Source organism: Amycolatopsis tucumanensis (genome assembly GCF_021654135.1).
In the GTDB taxonomy this organism is placed as follows: Bacteria; Actinomycetota; Actinomycetes; order Mycobacteriales; family Pseudonocardiaceae; genus Amycolatopsis_E; species Amycolatopsis_E tucumanensis.
The window spans coordinates 137,622-154,066 of sequence record NZ_JAKGSD010000005.1 but is presented as its reverse complement, the minus strand read 5'-3'; the positions used below and the strand labels follow the sequence as shown (position 1 = coordinate 154,066).

Annotated in this window: 23 protein-coding genes and 1 tRNA gene; 1 reads left to right on the top strand and 23 read right to left on the bottom strand. The window is 70.7% G+C overall.

All coding sequences use genetic code 11. The features are described 5' to 3' along the window. Nucleotides 1–56: 56 nt before the first annotated feature. Nucleotides 57–1,229: a branched-chain amino acid ABC transporter substrate-binding protein gene (locus L2C96_RS08310; RefSeq protein WP_020418518.1), complete on the bottom strand. Its 1,173-nt coding sequence runs from the start codon at nt 1,227–1,229 to the stop codon at nt 57–59. Between the two features lie 315 nt (nt 1,230–1,544). After that, on the bottom strand, nt 1,545–2,162 hold the full coding sequence (locus tag L2C96_RS08305; RefSeq protein ID WP_017988040.1) for an ANTAR domain-containing response regulator: 618 nt from the start codon (nt 2,160–2,162) through the stop codon (nt 1,545–1,547). Between the two features lie 226 nt (nt 2,163–2,388). Here L2C96_RS08305 and L2C96_RS08300 point away from each other — a divergent pair. Continuing rightward, nucleotides 2,389–2,462, top strand: a tRNA-Leu gene (locus L2C96_RS08300). A gap of 113 nt (nt 2,463–2,575) precedes the next feature. Here the strand turns inward: L2C96_RS08300 and L2C96_RS08295 are convergent. The 21 genes from L2C96_RS08295 to L2C96_RS08195 all read right to left on the bottom strand — a co-directional run bounded on the left by L2C96_RS08295 (nt 2,576) and on the right by L2C96_RS08195 (nt 16,412). Then, nucleotides 2,576–3,985: a tyrosine-type recombinase/integrase gene (locus L2C96_RS08295; protein WP_237335760.1), complete on the bottom strand. Its 1,410-nt coding sequence runs from the start codon at nt 3,983–3,985 to the stop codon at nt 2,576–2,578. Further along, the gene (locus tag L2C96_RS08290) at nt 3,985–4,182 is read right to left on the bottom strand and encodes a helix-turn-helix transcriptional regulator (protein WP_020418520.1); all 198 of its coding nucleotides are present in this window, start codon (nt 4,180–4,182) and stop codon (nt 3,985–3,987) included. Before L2C96_RS08290 ends, L2C96_RS08295 begins: the two co-directional genes overlap by 1 nt. A 412-nt stretch (nt 4,183–4,594) precedes the next feature. Beyond that, nucleotides 4,595–6,196: a hypothetical protein gene (locus L2C96_RS08285; RefSeq protein WP_237335759.1), complete on the bottom strand. Its 1,602-nt coding sequence runs from the start codon at nt 6,194–6,196 to the stop codon at nt 4,595–4,597. Between the two features lie 2 nt (nt 6,197–6,198). Next, entirely contained in the window at nt 6,199–6,717 is a 519-nt protein-coding gene (locus L2C96_RS45495) for a WhiB family transcriptional regulator (RefSeq protein WP_272882180.1), read from the bottom strand. Beyond that, nucleotides 6,717–8,249 carry a DNA cytosine methyltransferase gene (locus tag L2C96_RS08275; protein WP_237335758.1) on the bottom strand — a complete coding sequence of 511 codons (1,533 nt, stop codon included), beginning with the start codon at nt 8,247–8,249 and terminating at the stop codon, nt 6,717–6,719. Before L2C96_RS08275 ends, L2C96_RS45495 begins: the two co-directional genes overlap by 1 nt. Further along, nucleotides 8,249–8,764, bottom strand: coding sequence for a hypothetical protein (locus tag L2C96_RS08270; RefSeq protein ID WP_237335757.1), 516 nt, complete (start codon nt 8,762–8,764; stop codon nt 8,249–8,251). The genes L2C96_RS08275 and L2C96_RS08270 overlap by 1 nt, the downstream gene beginning before the upstream one ends. A gap of 79 nt (nt 8,765–8,843) precedes the next feature. Then, nucleotides 8,844–9,020 (bottom strand): hypothetical protein, encoded by a 177-nt coding sequence (locus L2C96_RS08265; protein ID WP_237335756.1) that lies wholly within the window; start codon nt 9,018–9,020, stop codon nt 8,844–8,846. After that, nucleotides 9,020–9,676 carry an HNH endonuclease family protein gene (locus L2C96_RS08260; RefSeq protein ID WP_237335755.1) on the bottom strand — a complete coding sequence of 219 codons (657 nt, stop codon included), beginning with the start codon at nt 9,674–9,676 and terminating at the stop codon, nt 9,020–9,022. The genes L2C96_RS08265 and L2C96_RS08260 overlap by 1 nt, the downstream gene beginning before the upstream one ends. Before the next feature lie 98 nt (nt 9,677–9,774). Further along, nucleotides 9,775–10,221 (bottom strand): hypothetical protein, encoded by a 447-nt coding sequence (locus L2C96_RS08255; RefSeq protein ID WP_237335754.1) that lies wholly within the window; start codon nt 10,219–10,221, stop codon nt 9,775–9,777. Nucleotides 10,222–10,535: 314 nt separating this feature from the next. Further along, nucleotides 10,536–12,785 (bottom strand): putative type IV secretion/conjugal transfer ATPase, encoded by a 2,250-nt coding sequence (locus L2C96_RS08250; RefSeq protein ID WP_237335753.1) that lies wholly within the window; start codon nt 12,783–12,785, stop codon nt 10,536–10,538. Next, nucleotides 12,782–13,927 (bottom strand): hypothetical protein, encoded by a 1,146-nt coding sequence (locus L2C96_RS08245; protein ID WP_237335752.1) that lies wholly within the window; start codon nt 13,925–13,927, stop codon nt 12,782–12,784. Before L2C96_RS08245 ends, L2C96_RS08250 begins: the two co-directional genes overlap by 4 nt. Next, nucleotides 13,924–14,142, bottom strand: coding sequence for a hypothetical protein (locus tag L2C96_RS08240; RefSeq protein WP_237335751.1), 219 nt, complete (start codon nt 14,140–14,142; stop codon nt 13,924–13,926). The genes L2C96_RS08245 and L2C96_RS08240 overlap by 4 nt, the downstream gene beginning before the upstream one ends. Then, nucleotides 14,139–14,450 (bottom strand): hypothetical protein, encoded by a 312-nt coding sequence (locus L2C96_RS08235; RefSeq protein ID WP_237335750.1) that lies wholly within the window; start codon nt 14,448–14,450, stop codon nt 14,139–14,141. The genes L2C96_RS08240 and L2C96_RS08235 overlap by 4 nt, the downstream gene beginning before the upstream one ends. After that, the gene (locus L2C96_RS08230; protein ID WP_020418532.1) at nt 14,437–14,691 is read right to left on the bottom strand and encodes a hypothetical protein; all 255 of its coding nucleotides are present in this window, start codon (nt 14,689–14,691) and stop codon (nt 14,437–14,439) included. Before L2C96_RS08230 ends, L2C96_RS08235 begins: the two co-directional genes overlap by 14 nt. Further along, nucleotides 14,691–14,909: a hypothetical protein gene (locus L2C96_RS08225; protein WP_237335749.1), complete on the bottom strand. Its 219-nt coding sequence runs from the start codon at nt 14,907–14,909 to the stop codon at nt 14,691–14,693. The genes L2C96_RS08230 and L2C96_RS08225 overlap by 1 nt, the downstream gene beginning before the upstream one ends. After that, nucleotides 14,906–15,085, bottom strand: coding sequence for a hypothetical protein (locus L2C96_RS08220; RefSeq protein WP_237335748.1), 180 nt, complete (start codon nt 15,083–15,085; stop codon nt 14,906–14,908). The genes L2C96_RS08225 and L2C96_RS08220 overlap by 4 nt, the downstream gene beginning before the upstream one ends. Beyond that, on the bottom strand, nt 15,082–15,342 hold the full coding sequence (locus L2C96_RS08215) for a hypothetical protein (RefSeq protein ID WP_237335747.1): 261 nt from the start codon (nt 15,340–15,342) through the stop codon (nt 15,082–15,084). Before L2C96_RS08215 ends, L2C96_RS08220 begins: the two co-directional genes overlap by 4 nt. Beyond that, nucleotides 15,339–15,692, bottom strand: coding sequence for a hypothetical protein (locus L2C96_RS08210; RefSeq protein ID WP_237335746.1), 354 nt, complete (start codon nt 15,690–15,692; stop codon nt 15,339–15,341). Before L2C96_RS08210 ends, L2C96_RS08215 begins: the two co-directional genes overlap by 4 nt. Beyond that, nucleotides 15,689–16,018 carry a hypothetical protein gene (locus tag L2C96_RS08205; protein WP_237335745.1) on the bottom strand — a complete coding sequence of 110 codons (330 nt, stop codon included), beginning with the start codon at nt 16,016–16,018 and terminating at the stop codon, nt 15,689–15,691. The genes L2C96_RS08210 and L2C96_RS08205 overlap by 4 nt, the downstream gene beginning before the upstream one ends. Continuing rightward, nucleotides 16,015–16,182 carry a hypothetical protein gene (locus tag L2C96_RS08200; RefSeq protein ID WP_237335744.1) on the bottom strand — a complete coding sequence of 56 codons (168 nt, stop codon included), beginning with the start codon at nt 16,180–16,182 and terminating at the stop codon, nt 16,015–16,017. Before L2C96_RS08200 ends, L2C96_RS08205 begins: the two co-directional genes overlap by 4 nt. Further along, nucleotides 16,182–16,412, bottom strand: a complete 231-nt coding sequence (locus L2C96_RS08195; RefSeq protein WP_237335743.1) for a hypothetical protein — start codon at nt 16,410–16,412, stop codon at nt 16,182–16,184. The genes L2C96_RS08200 and L2C96_RS08195 overlap by 1 nt, the downstream gene beginning before the upstream one ends. Between the last annotated feature and the right edge of the window lie 33 nt (nt 16,413–16,445).

The following is a 16,445-nucleotide window of genomic DNA, read 5'->3' as shown; positions in this document are numbered from 1 at the left end:
ATGGATCGGGCATGCACGCGACGGTCGGCCGCGTGCATGCCCGATAGGTCAGGTCGTTAGCTGATCTGGCCGTTGTTGACGATCTTTCCGTTCTCGACGCGGTAGCTCCACACCGGGGTGTCCGAGAGCTCGCCCTTGTCGTTCCACTTGAACTTCTTCGTCAGGCCCTGACCGTCGTAGTTCTTGACGAAGTTCAGCATCGCGGCGCGGTCCTTGATGCCGCTGTCGATGCCCTTGAGCAGGATGGTCGTGACGTCGTAACCCTCGGGCGAGTAGGTGCCCGGGTCGGCGCCTTCGACCGCCTTGAACGCGGCGGTGAAGTCGCGGAAGTTGTCCTCCGGGACGCACGGGCAGGTGAAGTAGGCGTTGGTCGCGCCGCCGCCGGCACCCTTGAGGAACTCGTTGTCCTTCACACCGTCCGGGCCGACGAACTTGGCGGTGACGGCCTTGTCGTTCAGCTGCTGCGCGAACGGGCCGGCCTCGGGGTAGTAACCCGCGTAGAAGACGGCGTCCGGGTTCTCGGTGGCGATCTTGTTGACCACCGCGGAGAAGTCGGTCTGACCGGTCTTCACCTTGTCGGTGCAGGAGGCCTTCGAGCCGAGCGCCTGCTTGACGGCGTTGGCCAGGCCGATGCCGTACTCGGAGTCGTCCTCCACGACGCAGACCTTGTTGGCCTTGAGCGTCTCGGTGAGGAACTTGGCCGCGGCCGGGCCCTGCACGGAGTCGTTGCCCATGCCGCGGAAGAAGGTCTTCCAGCCGTTGTCGGCCAGCGCCGGGTTGGTCGCCGACGGGCTGATCGTGACCAGGCCGGCCTGGTTGAACAGGTTGCCCGCGGCCTTCGACTCACCCGAGAACGGCAGGCCGACGACGCCGAGGATGTCGGACTCGTTGATGACCTGCGTGACGATGCCCGGGGCCTTGTCCGGCTTGCCTTCGGTGTCGAACTGCTTCAGGGTGACCTGGCAGTTCGGGTTGGCCTCGTTGTGCTGCTTCACCGCGAGGTCGGCGCCGCGCAGGATGTTCTGGCCCAGCGCCGCGCTGTTGCCGTTGATGGTGCCCGCGTACGCGATCGAGACTCCCGAGCACACCGCCTTGCCGTCGCCGCGCGGGTTGGCCGCGTCGGCCGCCTGCGAAGGCGCCGCCGCCGAGCCGGTGGTGTCGCCCGACGTGCTCCCCTCATCACGCGCCGCGCACGCACCCAGCGCCAGCGTTGCTGCCGCCGCCAGCACGAGAACTCGCGTGAGTCGTGCTCCTGACACTCGTTCCTCCAACTATCCAGCCGGCCGCGGACTGCGGCCGTCCCGGGATGGGACCTATCGGGCGCTGAACGTAGCCGCCCGGTGAGGTCAAGCACAGCGGTACGCGCTGTCTTGTTTCCACATCGTGACGGGGGTCACTATAGTTCATGCATGATTTACACCCGGTTGCCGCATTGCAACAACCGGGTGATAACAACCAGTGACCTTTTGCTCAAATGAGCAGCGCCGTCACGCCCTCGTTGGAGTGATGTCGGAGCGTTTGACCTCCCACGCGATCGCGCGGGGTTACTTCTGACCGATGCTCTCGACGACCGCCTGGGCGACGGCCTTCATGGTCGTGCGCCGGTCCATGGCGGTGCGCTGGATCCACCGGAACGCGTCCGGCTCGGTCAGCCCCTGGTGGGTCATCAGCAGGCCCTTGGCCCTGTCGATGACCTTGCGGGTCTCCAGCCGGTCGGACAGGCTGGCGACCTCGGCCTCCAGCGCCTGCATCTCCGAGAACCGGCTGACGGCCAGCTCGATCGCGGGAACGAGGTCCCGCTTGTTGAACGGCTTGACCAGGTACGCCATCGTGCCCGCGTCGCGGGCGCGCTCGACCAGCTCGCGCTGGCTGAACGCGGTCAGGATGACCACGGGGGCGATGCGGTCGGTGGTGATCTGGGACGCCGCCTCGATGCCGTCCAGCTTGGGCATCTTGACGTCCAGGATCACCAGGTCGGGCTTGAGCTCGGCTGCCAGCTTGATGGCCTCTTCGCCGTCGCCCGCCTCGCCGACCACCTGGTATCCCTCTTCGCGCAACATCTCGACGAGGTCAAGCCGGATCAGTGCTTCGTCTTCGGCGACGAGCACCCGACGCTGCGGAGCGGTGGCCACACCGCTGGCCTCGGTAGCCTCTTCGGTCACCGGGGTCCTCCTGCGTGCTCGACGGAATGTGGAATGCGGCTAACCGCAGGACGAGCCTACCCGGAACGATCCAGTTGGTGGATGACGCGGACCACGTGGTGGGCATGGTGTTCACCACGTCGTGGCACGGCGTGTCGCGTTGATCGACTCCCCTGTGACCGGTCGTCACGCAGGGCTACCCCCACTGCCGGGGCGCCAGGTGGGGCGCGTAAAGTCTGGCTGCGCCGCCCCCGTAGCCCAACTGGCAGAGGCAACGGATTCAAAACCCGTCCAGTGTGAGTTCGAATCTCACCGGGGGCACTCCCCCAGACCTGCTCGAATCGGCCCCTCACCTGCGGAAACCAGGTGAGGGGCCGATCTCGTCTTCTCCGGCTGACTCCGGGTCGACCCGGCCGAACCCGGCCCCTTCCCCCCTATTCGCCCCCACGTTCCGGCGGGTCCGACTCGACACCGAGCGCCTGCTCGATCCGCGCGTGCGCCGCCGACTCCAGCCCGGCGATGACCTTCGCGTAGATCTGGTGCAGCACCGCGACCGAGTGGCCGGCCCACTCCGCGCACTGGGTCGACGGGACGCCAGCGGCGAGCCAGGTGGACACACACGCGTGCCTCAGGTCATAGGGCCGCTTGCCGAGGGGTGAGGCGTACTCCGCCTCGCTGAAAGCAGCCTTGCGGGCCTTGTCCCACACCCGGCCAATCGTGGATTCAGCGAGGGCTCCCCCGGTGAGATTCCGGAACAGCCGGCCATCGCCCGCGGTCCCGAACCTCGCCAGGTGGTCGTGCAGAAGCGCCGTGAGCGGCGGTGGACATGGAACTGGCCGGATCTCCCCCTCTCCTCGCTGCTTGAGCTGCCTCCTGTCGCGCCGTTCTCCGCTGTCGGTCCAGGCTGCACCGGTGACCGGCGCCGTCTCCGACAGCAGCAACTCGCCCCACCCCTTTTCGGGCAATTGCAGGTCCTGCTTCCGCAGCATCGCGACTTCCTCGGGCCTCAGCGCGGAGTAATACATGCAGGCGAAGTACGCGACGAGTGCCGGCCCGGCGGATCGGCGCGGCTGGCCGTCAACCTTCTGTGCGGCGACCGCCGCGAACAGCTTCTTCGCCTGGTCATGGTTGATGACCACTCGCTTGTCGATCGCCCGGGCAGTTTTCGGCATGGTCCACTTCACCTTCGAGAGACGGTTCGCGGTGAGCGCCTTCAGTTCGACGGCGTAGTCGAGCGCGTTGTAGAGAACGGCGCGCTTTCGATTCACGGTCTTGGCGGCCGCCTGCTTTCCGTCCAGCTTCAGGGAGATCTGCTCCAGCACCTCCCGCAGAACGGCCTCGTCATTGAGCCGCGAAACAGGCACCGTGTTGGCCTTGACCCACTTCAACGCCCGCTCGATCTCCGCCGGTTTCGGCGTATCACGACGCTTGGTGTTGAATGCCCACCCCGTGAGGGCGCGGCGCAGAACCTTCGGGTCCGGGGCGCCGCGTTCTGTGCGCAAGAGGGCGGGGGTAGCGGAAGCCAACGCGTCAGCGTTGCCGGCCCGGGATTTCCCCGCCGCGCGGGGCCATTTCGCGTCGATGTACTTGCAGGCGAAGTCGAACCAGGACATCTCGACTTCCGCGCGGAGCATCGAAATCGGCAAGCCCTGGACCCGGTCGAACGCTTCACCGCGGCGCGACGCTTGAACCAGGTCCGAGCGGAAGCTGTCGGCGAGCGCCCAGGTGTCGAAGGTGCGGCGGAACCGCTCCTCCGCCACGACCCACACCACTCGGTACGTGGTCTTCCGTCGCCCCTGGCGGGTCTCGATCTTCCAGATCGTGACGTCGTACGTGGTGTCCATCAAGCGGCGACCCCGGCGAGCTCTCGGGCCTCCAGCCAGGCATCCAGATCGGTGCGACGAATCCGGATCTGCCCGTTCGGCAGCTTGATGCAGCGCGGCGCGAGCCCTTTGGCGCGCCAGTCGTGGAACGTGGACTGCGCGACGTCCAGCTCCTCGCAGAACTGCTTGATCGTGAGGTAGCGGGTTGCGGTAGCCATCGTGGTTCGGCGCTCCTTGCGGCTGTCTCCGGCGTGGGCAGGCGTTCGCGGCATAGGCATTCCTTCTGTCCGGGCCGACTACGGACGGTGAACCCAAGCGCGAGGCTTGGAAGGCGGATACGGGGGTGGTCGGCGGAATATCTGGGCGGAGTGCCGGAAGTGCGTTTCAAACCCCGCAAACCCCGCAAAGTGGCCCTGGAGCTGGGGATTTGTTCGCGGGGTTTGACGGGATCGGCGGGTTTGGCGAACCCCGCAAACCCCGCAGAGTTGCGGGGTTTGCGGGGTTTGGACGTGAGCCGCCGGGAGTGAAACCCCGCAACTTGTAGCCGACGTTTTTCCTGTTCATGGAGGGTTGTTGGGGTCGGCTGCGGGGTTTGCGGGGTTTCCGGGTTTGTTTCCCGGGGTTGAGCTTTCAGCCGGTGCGTTCGACCCAGTAGAGGCGCATCTTGGTGTGCGGGTCGGGCACGCTGCGTAGCACGACGTCGCCGCGCCAGCGGTCGAGCTGTCCGGTGAGACGCCTGCCGAGGGCTTTGGTGGACAGGGGCTTCCCGGCGGCAGTGGTGGGGAAGGTGCCGGCCCACGGGTCGGGGCCGACGACGGTCTCGGCGCTCCCCCGTACCTGCTGGGCGGTGAGGGGCTGCTCACCGTGCAGGTCGTGCCAGGCCAGCAGGAACGCTCGCCATTCGGCGGCGTCGTCGTCGAGTTCGCGGGCGTGCTCGGCGTTGCCCAGGAAGTTCTCGATGCCGTGGTGGGCGAGGAACCCGCCGAGGTGCTGGGCCCAGCGGGTGAACTGCCGCATCTGCGGCACCCCGGCGGCGGTGGGGGCACCGGCGGCGGTCCAGTCGAGGATGAGCACGAGCAGGTGCCACAGCACGGTGGCCTGGTTGGCGGGGTCGAGAATCCAGGAGTCGAGGTTGGGGATGGTGAACCCGGTGCGCGCCTCGGGGCGCGGGCAGTTGGGGTCGAGGCGGACCCACACGGTGCGGGAGGCCATGTCGCCGCCGGTGCGCAGGTTGTTGCCGGTGGCCAGCCAGAGCCGGTCGTTGGGGTAGGTGGCGGCGGCGTTGGTGCCCAGCCGCCGGTCGGTCCAGGTGCGTTCGGTGACCAGCCGTGCGAGCACGGCGGAGTCGATCACGTGTCCCTCCACGAGGTTGTCGAACACCACCGCGCCGCACTGGTCGGCGAGCACGGTGGTGATGGCTTTGCGGAGTTCGTCTTCGGAGTCGGTCCAGGTCAGCACCCGCTGCCCGACCAGCAGCCCGACGCACCCGGCGAGGATGGTCTTGCCCGAGCCGGGCATGGACGCGTCGATGACGCCGAATGGGGAGAGGGTGCGGGTGAACGGCCGGATGATCGGTGTCACGAGCAGCGCGAGGTAGTTCGCCCGGTCGGCCGGTTCCCGCCAGGGGAAGTCGCGCAGGAACCGCTCCAGCAGGAACTCCCGCGCCGCGGCGACCTGCTCGCCGGTGGGCTGGTCGGGCACCGGGGGCAGGTGGGTGTTGGCGGCGAGGTAGAACCCGGTGGCCGGGTCGTAGCCCGGGGCTTGCAGCAGGGTTCCGTCCGGGCGCAGCACTGGTGTGGAGATGATCCGGCGCAGCACCGGCAGCCCGGGCCACGACCGCCGGGCGAGTACCGCGGCCAGCACCGGCCCGGGCGGGGACACCTCGACATCGGTGGTGTTGCCCTTCTCATCCACCCGGGGGCGCACGACGTCGGCGTGCTGGGCGAGCAGCGACGCGAGCAGTGGCGGTTTGAGCGGGGTGGCCGACAGGGGCAGGGCCACGTCCTCGTCCCCGGCGGTGGGGTCGGCCGCCCCGGAGACCGACTCCAGGGCGACCGGGTTGCCGTCGCTGACGTAGGTGTCGGGGATGAGGCGGGAGTCGAGGGCTTCGGTGAGCACGCGGATGGTCTCGGGTGCGGCCCCCACCCGCACCCGGGGCCGACCGCCCGCACCGACCGTCCACAACCGCCGCCGCTGGCCGGTGTCGGGGGCGTTGTCCGGGGTGCTGCTCATGATCAGGACTCCTTGACGTCTCCGGGTTGGTGGTCCAGGCGCCCGCGGGCGCGGCTGCGGACGACGGTGCGCGGGGTGATGCCCAGCCGTTCGGCGATCTCGGCCGCGGTCAGGCCGAGGCGGGTCAGCCGGGCGATCTCGCGGTCGCGGTGGCCGGACTTGCTGCGCGGCCGCCGGCCGCGGAGCAGGGCGCGGCGTTCGCGTTCGGTGAGCCCGCCCCATACCCCGAACCGCTCCTTGCGGGCCAGGGCGTAGGCCAGGCACGCGGCCCGCACCGGGCAGAGGGCGCAGCGTTGCTTGGCCGCGGCCACCGTCTCGGCGGCCTGCCCGCCCGGGTCGGGAAAGAACACCTCCGGCTCCGCGTCGTCGCGGCAGGCGGCCCGGTCGCGCCAGGCCAGCTCGTCCCGGTCGACGTCCAGGTCGGCCCAGGACACCACCGGGGTCCGGGGCCGCCGCGGGACGGCGGTGGCGGTGAGCGTCCGGAACGGGCGGTCAGGGTCGAGCGTGCGGGGTGTGGGCATCAGGCGGCCTCCAGGGTGTCGTGGACGGTGGTGTCGAGGGAGGCGACGACGGAGCGGACGAGCCATTCGGCGGCGGGTGGGGTGACGCCGTTGCCGAGCTGGCGGACCTGCTCGCGCTTGTTGCCGGTGATCACGTAGTCCGGGGTGAAGGCCATGGCGGCCTGGATCTCGGCGACGGTGAGCATCCGGAACGAGGCGTTCTCGACAGCCGGTGGCAGGTCGCCGCGGTCGTGGGTGGTGCCGTCGGTGCCGACCGCGAACCGCGCGAGGTCCAGCCCCGCCCGGTGGTGCCGGGGGTCGGGGCGCTGGTGGACGAGCATGTGGTGGTTGCCGCTGGCGCAGACGGTGGCCAGGGGTTCGCGGACGTCGCGGGCGGTGGAGCCGCCCCCGCGCAGCTCGGCGATGAACGCCAGCCCGTAGCGGTCGCGGGTGGTGAGCGTGCCGATGGGGTCGCTGGCCGGCCCGGCGGTGGTGGCGGTGCCGTAGTGGGGCACCACCAGGGCGTCCTGGTGCCGGGTGGTCTGGGTCCGGAACGGCTCGCCGGTGTGGCGGGCTTCTTTGCCGTCGCGGCCTTCCAGCGGCACGATCAGCCCTTCGGCCTCCCGCGTGGTGCGGGTGCGGAACGGCTGGCTGGTCGGGTAGCTGGTGTCGTTCCACGAGCCGCCCGCGGTGACCAGTTGCGGGGTGGCGTAGCGCAGCATCCCGGCCCGGATGCGGGCGAGGGTCTTGGCGGACAGGGGCTTGTCGCGGTCGCCGATGCGCTGCCCGGGAAGGCTCCAGTCGATCGCCGCCGCCGCAGGCAGCACGTAGGGCTCCACGATCTGGTGGCGGCAGGTCGCCGACGGGCAGCGGTAGAGGTACTGCTGTCGGTAGCGGCCGACGCGGGCGGCGCCCTTCCACGCCTGGATCGCCCGCACCTCCCGGTCGCAGGTGGGACACCACGCCTTCGGGCGGATGTCGAGCTGGGGTGCGGGGTTGCCCTTGCGCCAGAACACCACGTACATCCGGTCCCGCGACTGCGGTGCGCGCGGCGCGGCGATCGCGGGGGCGTGCATGGAGTTCAGCGACACGATCTTGTGGTCGTAGCCGTAGGAGTCCATCGCCAGCAGCCACGCCCGAAACGGTGCCCACTTCGCCGCATCGACCACGTTCTCCACGATCACGGCGTCGTAGCGGTGCACCTCGGCGAAGCGGGGCACGTCCCACATCGTTGCCCGGGACCGCTCCGCCACGTGGTCCGGTACGGGCTCGTCGAACAGGCTCGGCTGCACGCTGACGCGCTTGCGGCCCTTGGCGATGGAGTGGTTGGTGCACTCCGGGCTCGCCCACAGGATGTTGGTGCGCCGGTAGCGGCGCGGCTCCACTTGGGAGATGTCGGCGCAGTCGTGCTCGCAGCCGGGGAAGTTCGCGGCGTGGGTCTCGATCGCCCGCGAGCTGTGGTTGGCGGCCATCACCAGCTCCACACCCGGCACGGCGGTCGCGCCGAGCCCGGATCCCCCAGCGCCGCAGAACAAGTCGGTCACGGTGAACATCAGGCAGCCACTTCCAGGTGGGTCGGGTTGGCCGTTGTGGCGGCCTGGTAGCGGGTCCACAGTTCGTCGATGGCGGCGGTGTCGTCGGCCAGCTCGCGCAGCACCGCGGTGGGCGAGCCAGCCGCGGCCTGCTCGATCCGGCGGGCGTGCGCGAGAAGTGCGCGCCGCCACGCGGTCTCCAGCAGCACGGCTTTGAGGTGGTGGGCCAGCTCGGCGGGTGGGGCGTCGCGGAAGGTGTCGATGAGCCAGCCGGACAGCCATTCGCGGCGCTTCTCGCCCGGTGCTTGCCCGGTGGCGAGGGCGTGGGTGTAGAGGGTGACCGGGGCCGGGGTGTGCTCGGCGGCCACGACCTCGATGGCGAGTTGGAGGACGTGGGCGGCCATGCCGCCGGTGAAGTCGGTGGCGCGCATCCCGGCCAGCAGCCGCCGCGCCGGGCGGGCGGGCATCTGCATGAGGCAGCCGAGGAACTGGCGCTCCGGGTCGGTCAGGGCGTCGGTCGCGGTGGCGGTAGGCATGGCGAACCTTTCGCGAGTACGGACGGGCTTGGGGGCTGCCGGGCCGCCCGGACACGAGTACGGACGGCCCGGCAGCCGCTCAGGAGCGACTGGTGCGGTTGGGGTTGGTCGCGGTGGTGTGGTCGTGGCCGGTGACTTCGCGGTCGTGGGCGGCACCCTCCGGGCAGGTGGCCATGTGCCCGGCCCAGGAGCCGTCCGGCAGGACGCGGTAGACGAAGCAGCGGTGGCCGCAGTAGCGGCAGTACGGACCGGCCATCACCGGTCACCGCCGTTCCGGCAGTGGGTCATGACGGCGGCGAGAGCGTCGTGTTCGGCTTGGTCGATCGAGAGGCGGTAGCGGGTCTTGATCTCGACCCAGCGGAGCGCGTAGCTGCACCGGTCCCGCTCCGGGAGCCAGTGCGCCGGGTCGGAGTCCCCTTTGGACCGGTTGGCGCGGGCGGTCGCGACGACCAGGACGTCCGGGTCGTTGGCGTAGCGCTCCCGCTCCGCGCGGGACCACTGCCGCGGGCCGACGCGGCGACCGTTCTCGATGCGCCCGGAACGGGCGACCTCCGCGAGCGGCACGAGGTGGTCGATGTCCAGCTTCGCCGGGTCGGTGACGGTGACGCCGTCATAGGCGCTGACCCACGTTCCGGCGATCGGGCGGCACTCGTCGTCGGCGCGCACGCCGTGCCCTTGGTCGAGCAGGGCCTGTTCGCGGGCGTTGCAGGTGCCGTGCACGGTGGACCAGTGCGGCCAGTCGTCACGGTCGTAGTGCGCGCCGGTGTCCTCTGGCGCGATCGGCAGCCCGGCCAGACTGGCACTCGCGGCGGGCGGCTCGGCGACGGTCGCGTCGCTGCCGGGGACCTCGCAGGCGGTTGTGGCGAGCAGCGCGACGGCGAGCAGCGCTGCGGGCAAGGTGCGGGTGGGCATCGAACCTCTTCCTGAGCGAGTGATGTTGGGGACTGCCGGGTCGCGCGGAGACACGTCACGCGCGGCCCGGCAGCAGCGCGAGGGATGCTGGGCCGGGGTCAGAGCGCGGAGCCGGAGAGGTGGCCGCGGCTGTAGAGGCGGTGCCCGGCGCGGTCGATGCGGCCCCAGTGCCGCCGCACCAGCGAGCGGGTGCGGGAGCGGATCCGGCCTTCGGACAGGCCGGTGTGTTTGCGGAGGCGGCGGACCTCGCGCAGGTCGTGTTCGGAGGCGTCGGCGGCGGCGCGCAGGGCGGAGCCGAACCAGTAGCCGGCGTAGCGGGTCAGCCAGTACGCCTCGGCCTCCTGCCCGGCCAGCAGGATCGCCAGCGAGATCTCGGGGTGGCTGGCGGTGACGTCGCGGTGGCGGGTGTAGCCGCGGGTCGCGCTGATCTTGCAGTGGGCGACCTCGATGCCCTGCACGACGGCGATCACGCCGTGCCCGGCCTCGTGGGCGGCCAGTGCGCCCAGCGCGAGCGCCTCGTCGGTGTCGTAGCGGGGACGTCCCATCGGAGAGTCCTTTCCGAAGTCCGGTAGGCAGGTGGTGCACCAGCGCGAGCCCGACGCCGCAGTCGAATGTGACTGTGCGTGTTCACGTGAGGGCCGCGTGGGGGCGCGGCGAGTGCTTCGCGCAGGGGTGCGGTGCGAGTTACGAAGCGAGTTACGACCCGGCGCAGGAGTTACGGATGTAACTCGGCCGAGGATCGGGGTCGTAACCCGGCTTGATCAGCGCAAAGTTACGAAGTTACGGCCTGGGTGGGGCCGGGAATCCGGCCGCCGGGCCCCCGAAAACCGGGGGCTCGGCGACCTGCCGCGGCTGTAACTCAGGCGGTCGGGTCGCCCTGTTCGAGCTGGGCGACCCGCCCGGCGTGAAGTTGACGGACAGTGACCGGATCGACCGGGTAGAGGTTGCCGGTGGAGGGCGGCTTGATGCCCAGTTCGGCCAGCGCGGCGACCAGCTTGGGCTTGGTCAGCTCCCGGTAGGGCTTGTACCCGGGGGCCAGGCCGCGCAGGGCCCCGACCAGGTCCCCGGCGTTGACCGGGTCGTCGCCGACCATGACCGTGGTCAGGTCCTCGACCAGGTCGCGGACCTCGGGAGCGGGGGCCGCCGGGGTGGTGGCCCCGCCGCGCAGCTCCGCCCCGCGGGCGGCGATGCCGGCCAGATCCTCGGGGGTGAGGTAGAACGAGCGCACCACCCCGGGGGTGTCCATGAAACCGCTGGTCATCAGGGTCCCGCAGTCGTTGAGCTTGTCCTTGGTCTTGGCCTTCAACCCGAGCGCGGAGATGCCGTTTTCGTGGGCCTTCTCGCCGAGCACGATGTTGTTGCGGGCCTTGTCGTCGATGGCGCCGCAGGCCTTGTTGCTGGTCACGGCCATCAGGTCGCGGGGCAGCGACTGGTCCGAGGGGTTCGGGGTGGCGAAGACCAGCACGATCCCGTACTTGCGGGCCGCCGAGTAAAACCGCACCAGCAGGTTGACCAGTTGCTTGCGCTCCTGCGGGTCGTCCTGCCGGAAGAACGCCTGGCACTCCTCGATCACCACGATCCGGGGGCGCAGGCCGGGCTCCTTCGCCGCGACCTCCCGGTTGACCTCGGTGATGCCGTGCTTGACCAGCAGCTGCCCGCGCACCGCGAGATCGGCCTGCAAGCCCTTGATGTGCTCCAGGCAGGCCTGCACGTTGGCCTCGCTGTCGCCCTTGAGGAAGGTCGACAGGACCGGGGCCAGCGGGTCGAAGTCGAAGTTGTCGGCGAAGACGAACACGTCGATGTCGACCAGCGGGTCCAGCGCGGCCCCGGCCAGCAGGGCCTTGATCATGGTGGATTTGCCCGATCCCATGCGCCCGGCGAACACGAAGTTGCGCTCCCACACGGTGGTCTCCACGACCGTGCCGCGCGGGCTCATGCCGACCGGGAACCCGGAGAAGAAGTCCGTCGTCCCCTCGGTGAGCAGCGGATACGGGTCGACCGGCTCGCGCAGCACCCCCGGCTCCAGCCGGTAGAGGTCCATCACGGTCGGGTCGTCCTCGTCCGGGTCGACGAACAGCTCCTGCGGGCGGCAGCCCAGGTTGTGGGCCAGCAGATCCTTGGCCCTGGCCACGTCCTTGACCCCGGCGCCCATCGGCAGGCGCAGCTTGGCGGTGTAGGCCTTGCCGCCCTCGGCCATCATCGGCGGGCGCACCCACGCGTGATCGGTGTCCCGGTTGGGCCAGCCCTCCTTGATCGCGGCCGACAGGCGCGCGACGCCGATGTTCGCCAGCGCCGCGACCAGCGCGTTCTCCGTCAGCTCGACGTAGGCCACGCGCTTGCCCGTCTGGCGCAGGTGCGCGGGCAGCACCTGCTCGCCGAGCTTCTGCCCGTCCTTCCAGCGGCGGCTGCCCCACACGCCCAGCCCGGCCAGCAGGAACGCCCACCAGTGCGCCACGCTCCAGCCCACGATGGTGCCGGTGGTGGTGACGATCGCGCCGAGGGTGTGCAGGACGTCGCTGGCGTTCCACGGGCCCAGCCAGTGGCCGAACCCGTTGATCACCCCGGCCACGAGCGCCACGCCCAGGGCGATGACCAGCGCCAATGCCGCCTTCTTGCCCGCCGACCAGTGCAGCTCGACCCACTTGGTGAGGGTGTCGACGCGGGTGTGTCGGGCCTGCTGGATCTGCTCGTTGAGCCGCGCCGCCAGCTCCAGATCGCCCTGGTCCAGGGCGCGGGCGCGAGCTGCGCGGGCGTCGGCCTGGCCGTGTTCGGCCTTCTTGCGCTGCCGTTCGGCCTCCACCCCCTTGGCGAAGTAGGTGACGTGCCGGCGCGCGAACTTCCCGATCGGGCTGTCCGCGCACTCCCGGCCCTTCTGCACCGTCCAGCGCACCATCGTGCGGGTGCCGCGGCCGACGGTGACGATGTCGTTGCGGTAGCCGCGGTAACGCTCGATCGCCAACTGCCGCTGCCGGGCGCGGTACTCGGCGTCGGTCACGATCTCGCCCTCGATCACCTCCGTATCCGCCTCGACCGGGCTGCCCTCGGCGCGGCGGGTGGGCAGGTAGTGCACCCGTGCCAGATCGGCCTCCGGCTCCTGGTTGGTGGTCATCGGCTCTCGCCTCCCTTCAGGTAGTCATCCCGCAGCTCCCGCGCGGACTTGGGCGAGCAGCGCAGCGCCTTGCGGATCTGCTCGGCCTTGGTCGGGTCGATCGAGCCCGGACGGGCCTTGAGCACCCGGTCCAGCTCGGCGCGCAACTGCTCGATCGAGCGCCCCGGACGCCCCCCGATCTTCGGCCGACGATTGCTCGATTTTTGCTGGTCACCGGGACGGTCGAGGGTCGCGATCGAGCCGCCCTCGATCGAGTCCCCCGCCGTGCGGTCCGGCTCGATCTCCCGACCCGAGCCGGTGGCGGTGGCCGCGTTCTGCTGGGCCAGCAGATCGGCCAGCTCGCGGTCCCAGTCGGTCGACTCCGCCGGGGGCAGGCCGGGCACGATCGCCGACTCCAGACGTGCCCGCCCCGCCAGCACGTAGCGCCCCGGCGCGTAGATCAAGCGTGCCGAGCCGGTCTGGTCGATCTCGGCGACCGCCTGCCGGACCGCGGCCTTGCGGATGCGGGCGATCTTGCGGGCGGCGGCGCGCTCGATCCGGGCCTCCCGCCGCTCCTGCCGGGATCGCGGCGGCGCGGCCAGCGTGAGCTGGTGGGCCACCACTCCGGCGATCGAGGCGGTGCCCATGACCACGCCGTGGTCCCAGGCGACGGTCAGGCCGTGAGTGAAGTTGATGCCGAACGCGACCGCGCCGAACACCAGTACCCCGGCCACCAGCCCCCACACCGACTTCGCCGGGTGCCGCCGCCGCTCGATCACCACCGCGATCGCGAACGCCCACATCCCCAGCTCGGTGATCCCGGGCAGCAGCGCCCCCAGGGCGGAGCCGTAGACGGTGGTGCCGTAGGCGGCCATCGACGGGGCCGCCAGTGCGAAGGACAGCAGCGCGATCGGGTAAATCAGCAGCTCCACGATCCGCTCGCCCAGCCAGGACCGCAGACCGCGCCAGGCCGCGGCGCGGCGCTCCCGCCGCGCCGCGGCGGCCTGCCGCTTGGCGTCCTGCCGGGCCTGCTCATCCTCCCGCTTGATCCGCGCGCTCGCCTGCCGCTCCGCAATCCGCACCTGCGCCGCCGCAGCGGCGTCCTCACGCCGGATCAGCGCCTCGGCGCGCTTGTTCTCCCGCCGCTCCTCGGCCCAGCTCATCCCCACACACCTCTCTCCAGCTCATCGGTCAAGCCGCTGGCCGACACCAGCGGCACCACCGCCCGCACCCGGACCAGCCGCGACCGGTTCATGTCGCGTGCCCAGGTGCGGGCCTCGATCAAGTCCGGCCAGTTCCCCGCCGCGACCGTCTCCCCGGTCGGGATGGTGACCACGACCGTCCACGCCATGGCCACCTCTGCGATGCGCGCGCTCACTTCGAACCAGTCCTGTCCTTCGTGGACGGACTGCGGCGGCCGGTACGGGCACGCACCTCATGGACGGCCCAGCCGAGCGCGGCCAGCACCGAAACGGCGTAGAAGCCCTCCCACCACACCGCGCCCAGTCCGATCGGGACGAACACACCGGCCAGCTCGCCCAGATGCCAGCCCGCCCACGTCACCGCGCGGGTGGTGCGGGTCGCGGTAGCGCTGGACACCACCACCGACCCGGAGCGGCGCGGCACGGGCGACCCAGTGCTCTGTCCGCTGTGGCCGATGCGCGAAGTGTGCTCAGGCGTGGACATTGACGGCCTCCTCCCGAGGAACGTGGGTGGGATGGAAGAACTGGTTGACCGGCCCGGTAGGCGCCCGGCTGGCCTGCGCGACGATGAAGGCGTCCAGCCGCCGCATGCACACCTCGATCACCTTCGCGATCAGCACCGGCACGATCCGGATCAGGTGCAGCAGCAGGAACAACCCCACCGCCCCGGCGAACTTCAACAACGCCTTCGTGCCGAAGGTGCGCAGCACCTCGAACATCGACATCACCGACCACCCCGCTTCCGCACCGGAGCGTCGGGAGCGGCGCGGCGGATGCCTTCGGCCGCCACCAGCATCACCGCCACCACCGTGCCGATCACGAGGTCAGGTGCGCCGAGCGAGATCAGTACGAACGCGGTGACGAAACCGGCGATCGACAGTAGCGACCAGAGCAGATACCAGCGGCGCCGTACGGTCCACCGAGGACGGTTGGAGGCCATCACTGACCGCCTCCCCAGCCGGAGAACACCACGGACACCGCGTGCACGAGCTGGTCGAGCCCGTCGCGGACCTGGTAGGGGTTGCGCACCATCCACACCACGGCGACCGCGGCAACGGCGAGCCAGAACGCCTTGCGCAGCTTGCTGGACTTGGGCAGCGCGAACTTGGTCTTGCTCATGTCGACACCTCCGTGTCGGTGTTGGTCAGGGAGAACAGGTCGGTTTGGCCGGCGGGCTGCCACGCCCCGTCCCGCCACACCGCGTCGGCGGCGATGCCTTCCTCGGCGCGGATCACCGGCTCGGTCTTGGCCAGCCACTTCCGCTTGGCCGCGTCGGTGGCCTCCCGCCACCGCTGGCCGGTGGTGGCCTCGTAGCGGCGAATGCACAGCGTCTTGAGCTGGGCCGGGGTGGTGCCGACCGCGATCCGGGCGCTCACGCGACCTCCTCCAGCTCGGCGCCGACCAGCTCGACGGCCCGCAGCCGCTCCAGCGACGCGGCCTCCGCGCGGTGCCACCGCGCCCGCGGGGCGTCGTGGTCCTGCTCCAGACGCGCCCACAGCCGCGCGCGGCGGCGGTGGCTCTCGGCCAGCACCTCCAGGGCATGCGCCACCCGCGCGGCGGCAGCCGCCGAGACCAGCCGGTTGAGGGCGAACGGGTCGTAGGTGTCCAGCTCATCACCCTCGACCACGTGCAGGTCCGGGGCTGCGCCGCACCGCTCGCAGGGCATGTCCCGCACGTCGCGGGCCAGCTCGCAGGCCAGGCAGCGGAACACGAGTTCGGTGCTCACCGGCGCTCACCCCCGGTGGCAGCGATGACCCACTCCACGAAGTTGCGTGCCGCGGCCTGGTGGTCCGGGCCAAGCTGGGACTGCATGTAGCGGGTGATCTGCGTGACCGACTGGCCCTCGTGGTGGCGGCGGGCGATGATCTCGACCGGCGCGATCACCAGCTCGTAGCGGTAGCCGGTCCGTCGTGCGGCCTGGTGGTAGATGGCCTGTGCGACCATGGGTGTCTCTCCGTTCTGGCCAGGTTGTGGCTGGGTGGGGAGACCCGGCGCGGCGGCGTTCTTGGCGGGATGCGCCGCGCCGGGGTCGGTGATCAGGAGTCGGGTCATCGAGCGGCCTCCCCGGACGTCGGCGGCGGTGTCTGGGCGCTGCCGCAGTGACCGGCGATGTGCGTCCCCGGCAGGCGCGGGCAGCGGCACTCGCACAGCTCCAGGTACTCCGCGTCGGTGATCGGCTGCGGCGGCCGCGCGGTCCGGACGGTGCGGGTGCGCATCAGCCCTCCTCGGGGTCGATGCGGACGCCGTTGATGAACACCTCGTTGCCGCGGTAGGTGACGCTGGAGCCGCGTTCGGGGTGCGGGATCGGGCGGCCGGCCAACCGGCGGCCGGTGGCAGCGTCGCTGACGGTCCTGCCGTTGACCGAAACGCCGTTGCGGGAGTAGTAGACCCGGCCGTTGACGACCACCGGACCGCTGATGTGGCCGACCTGCAAGTGAAATTCCATCGCGATCAGATGTCCTTTCGGGACGACGGTGGG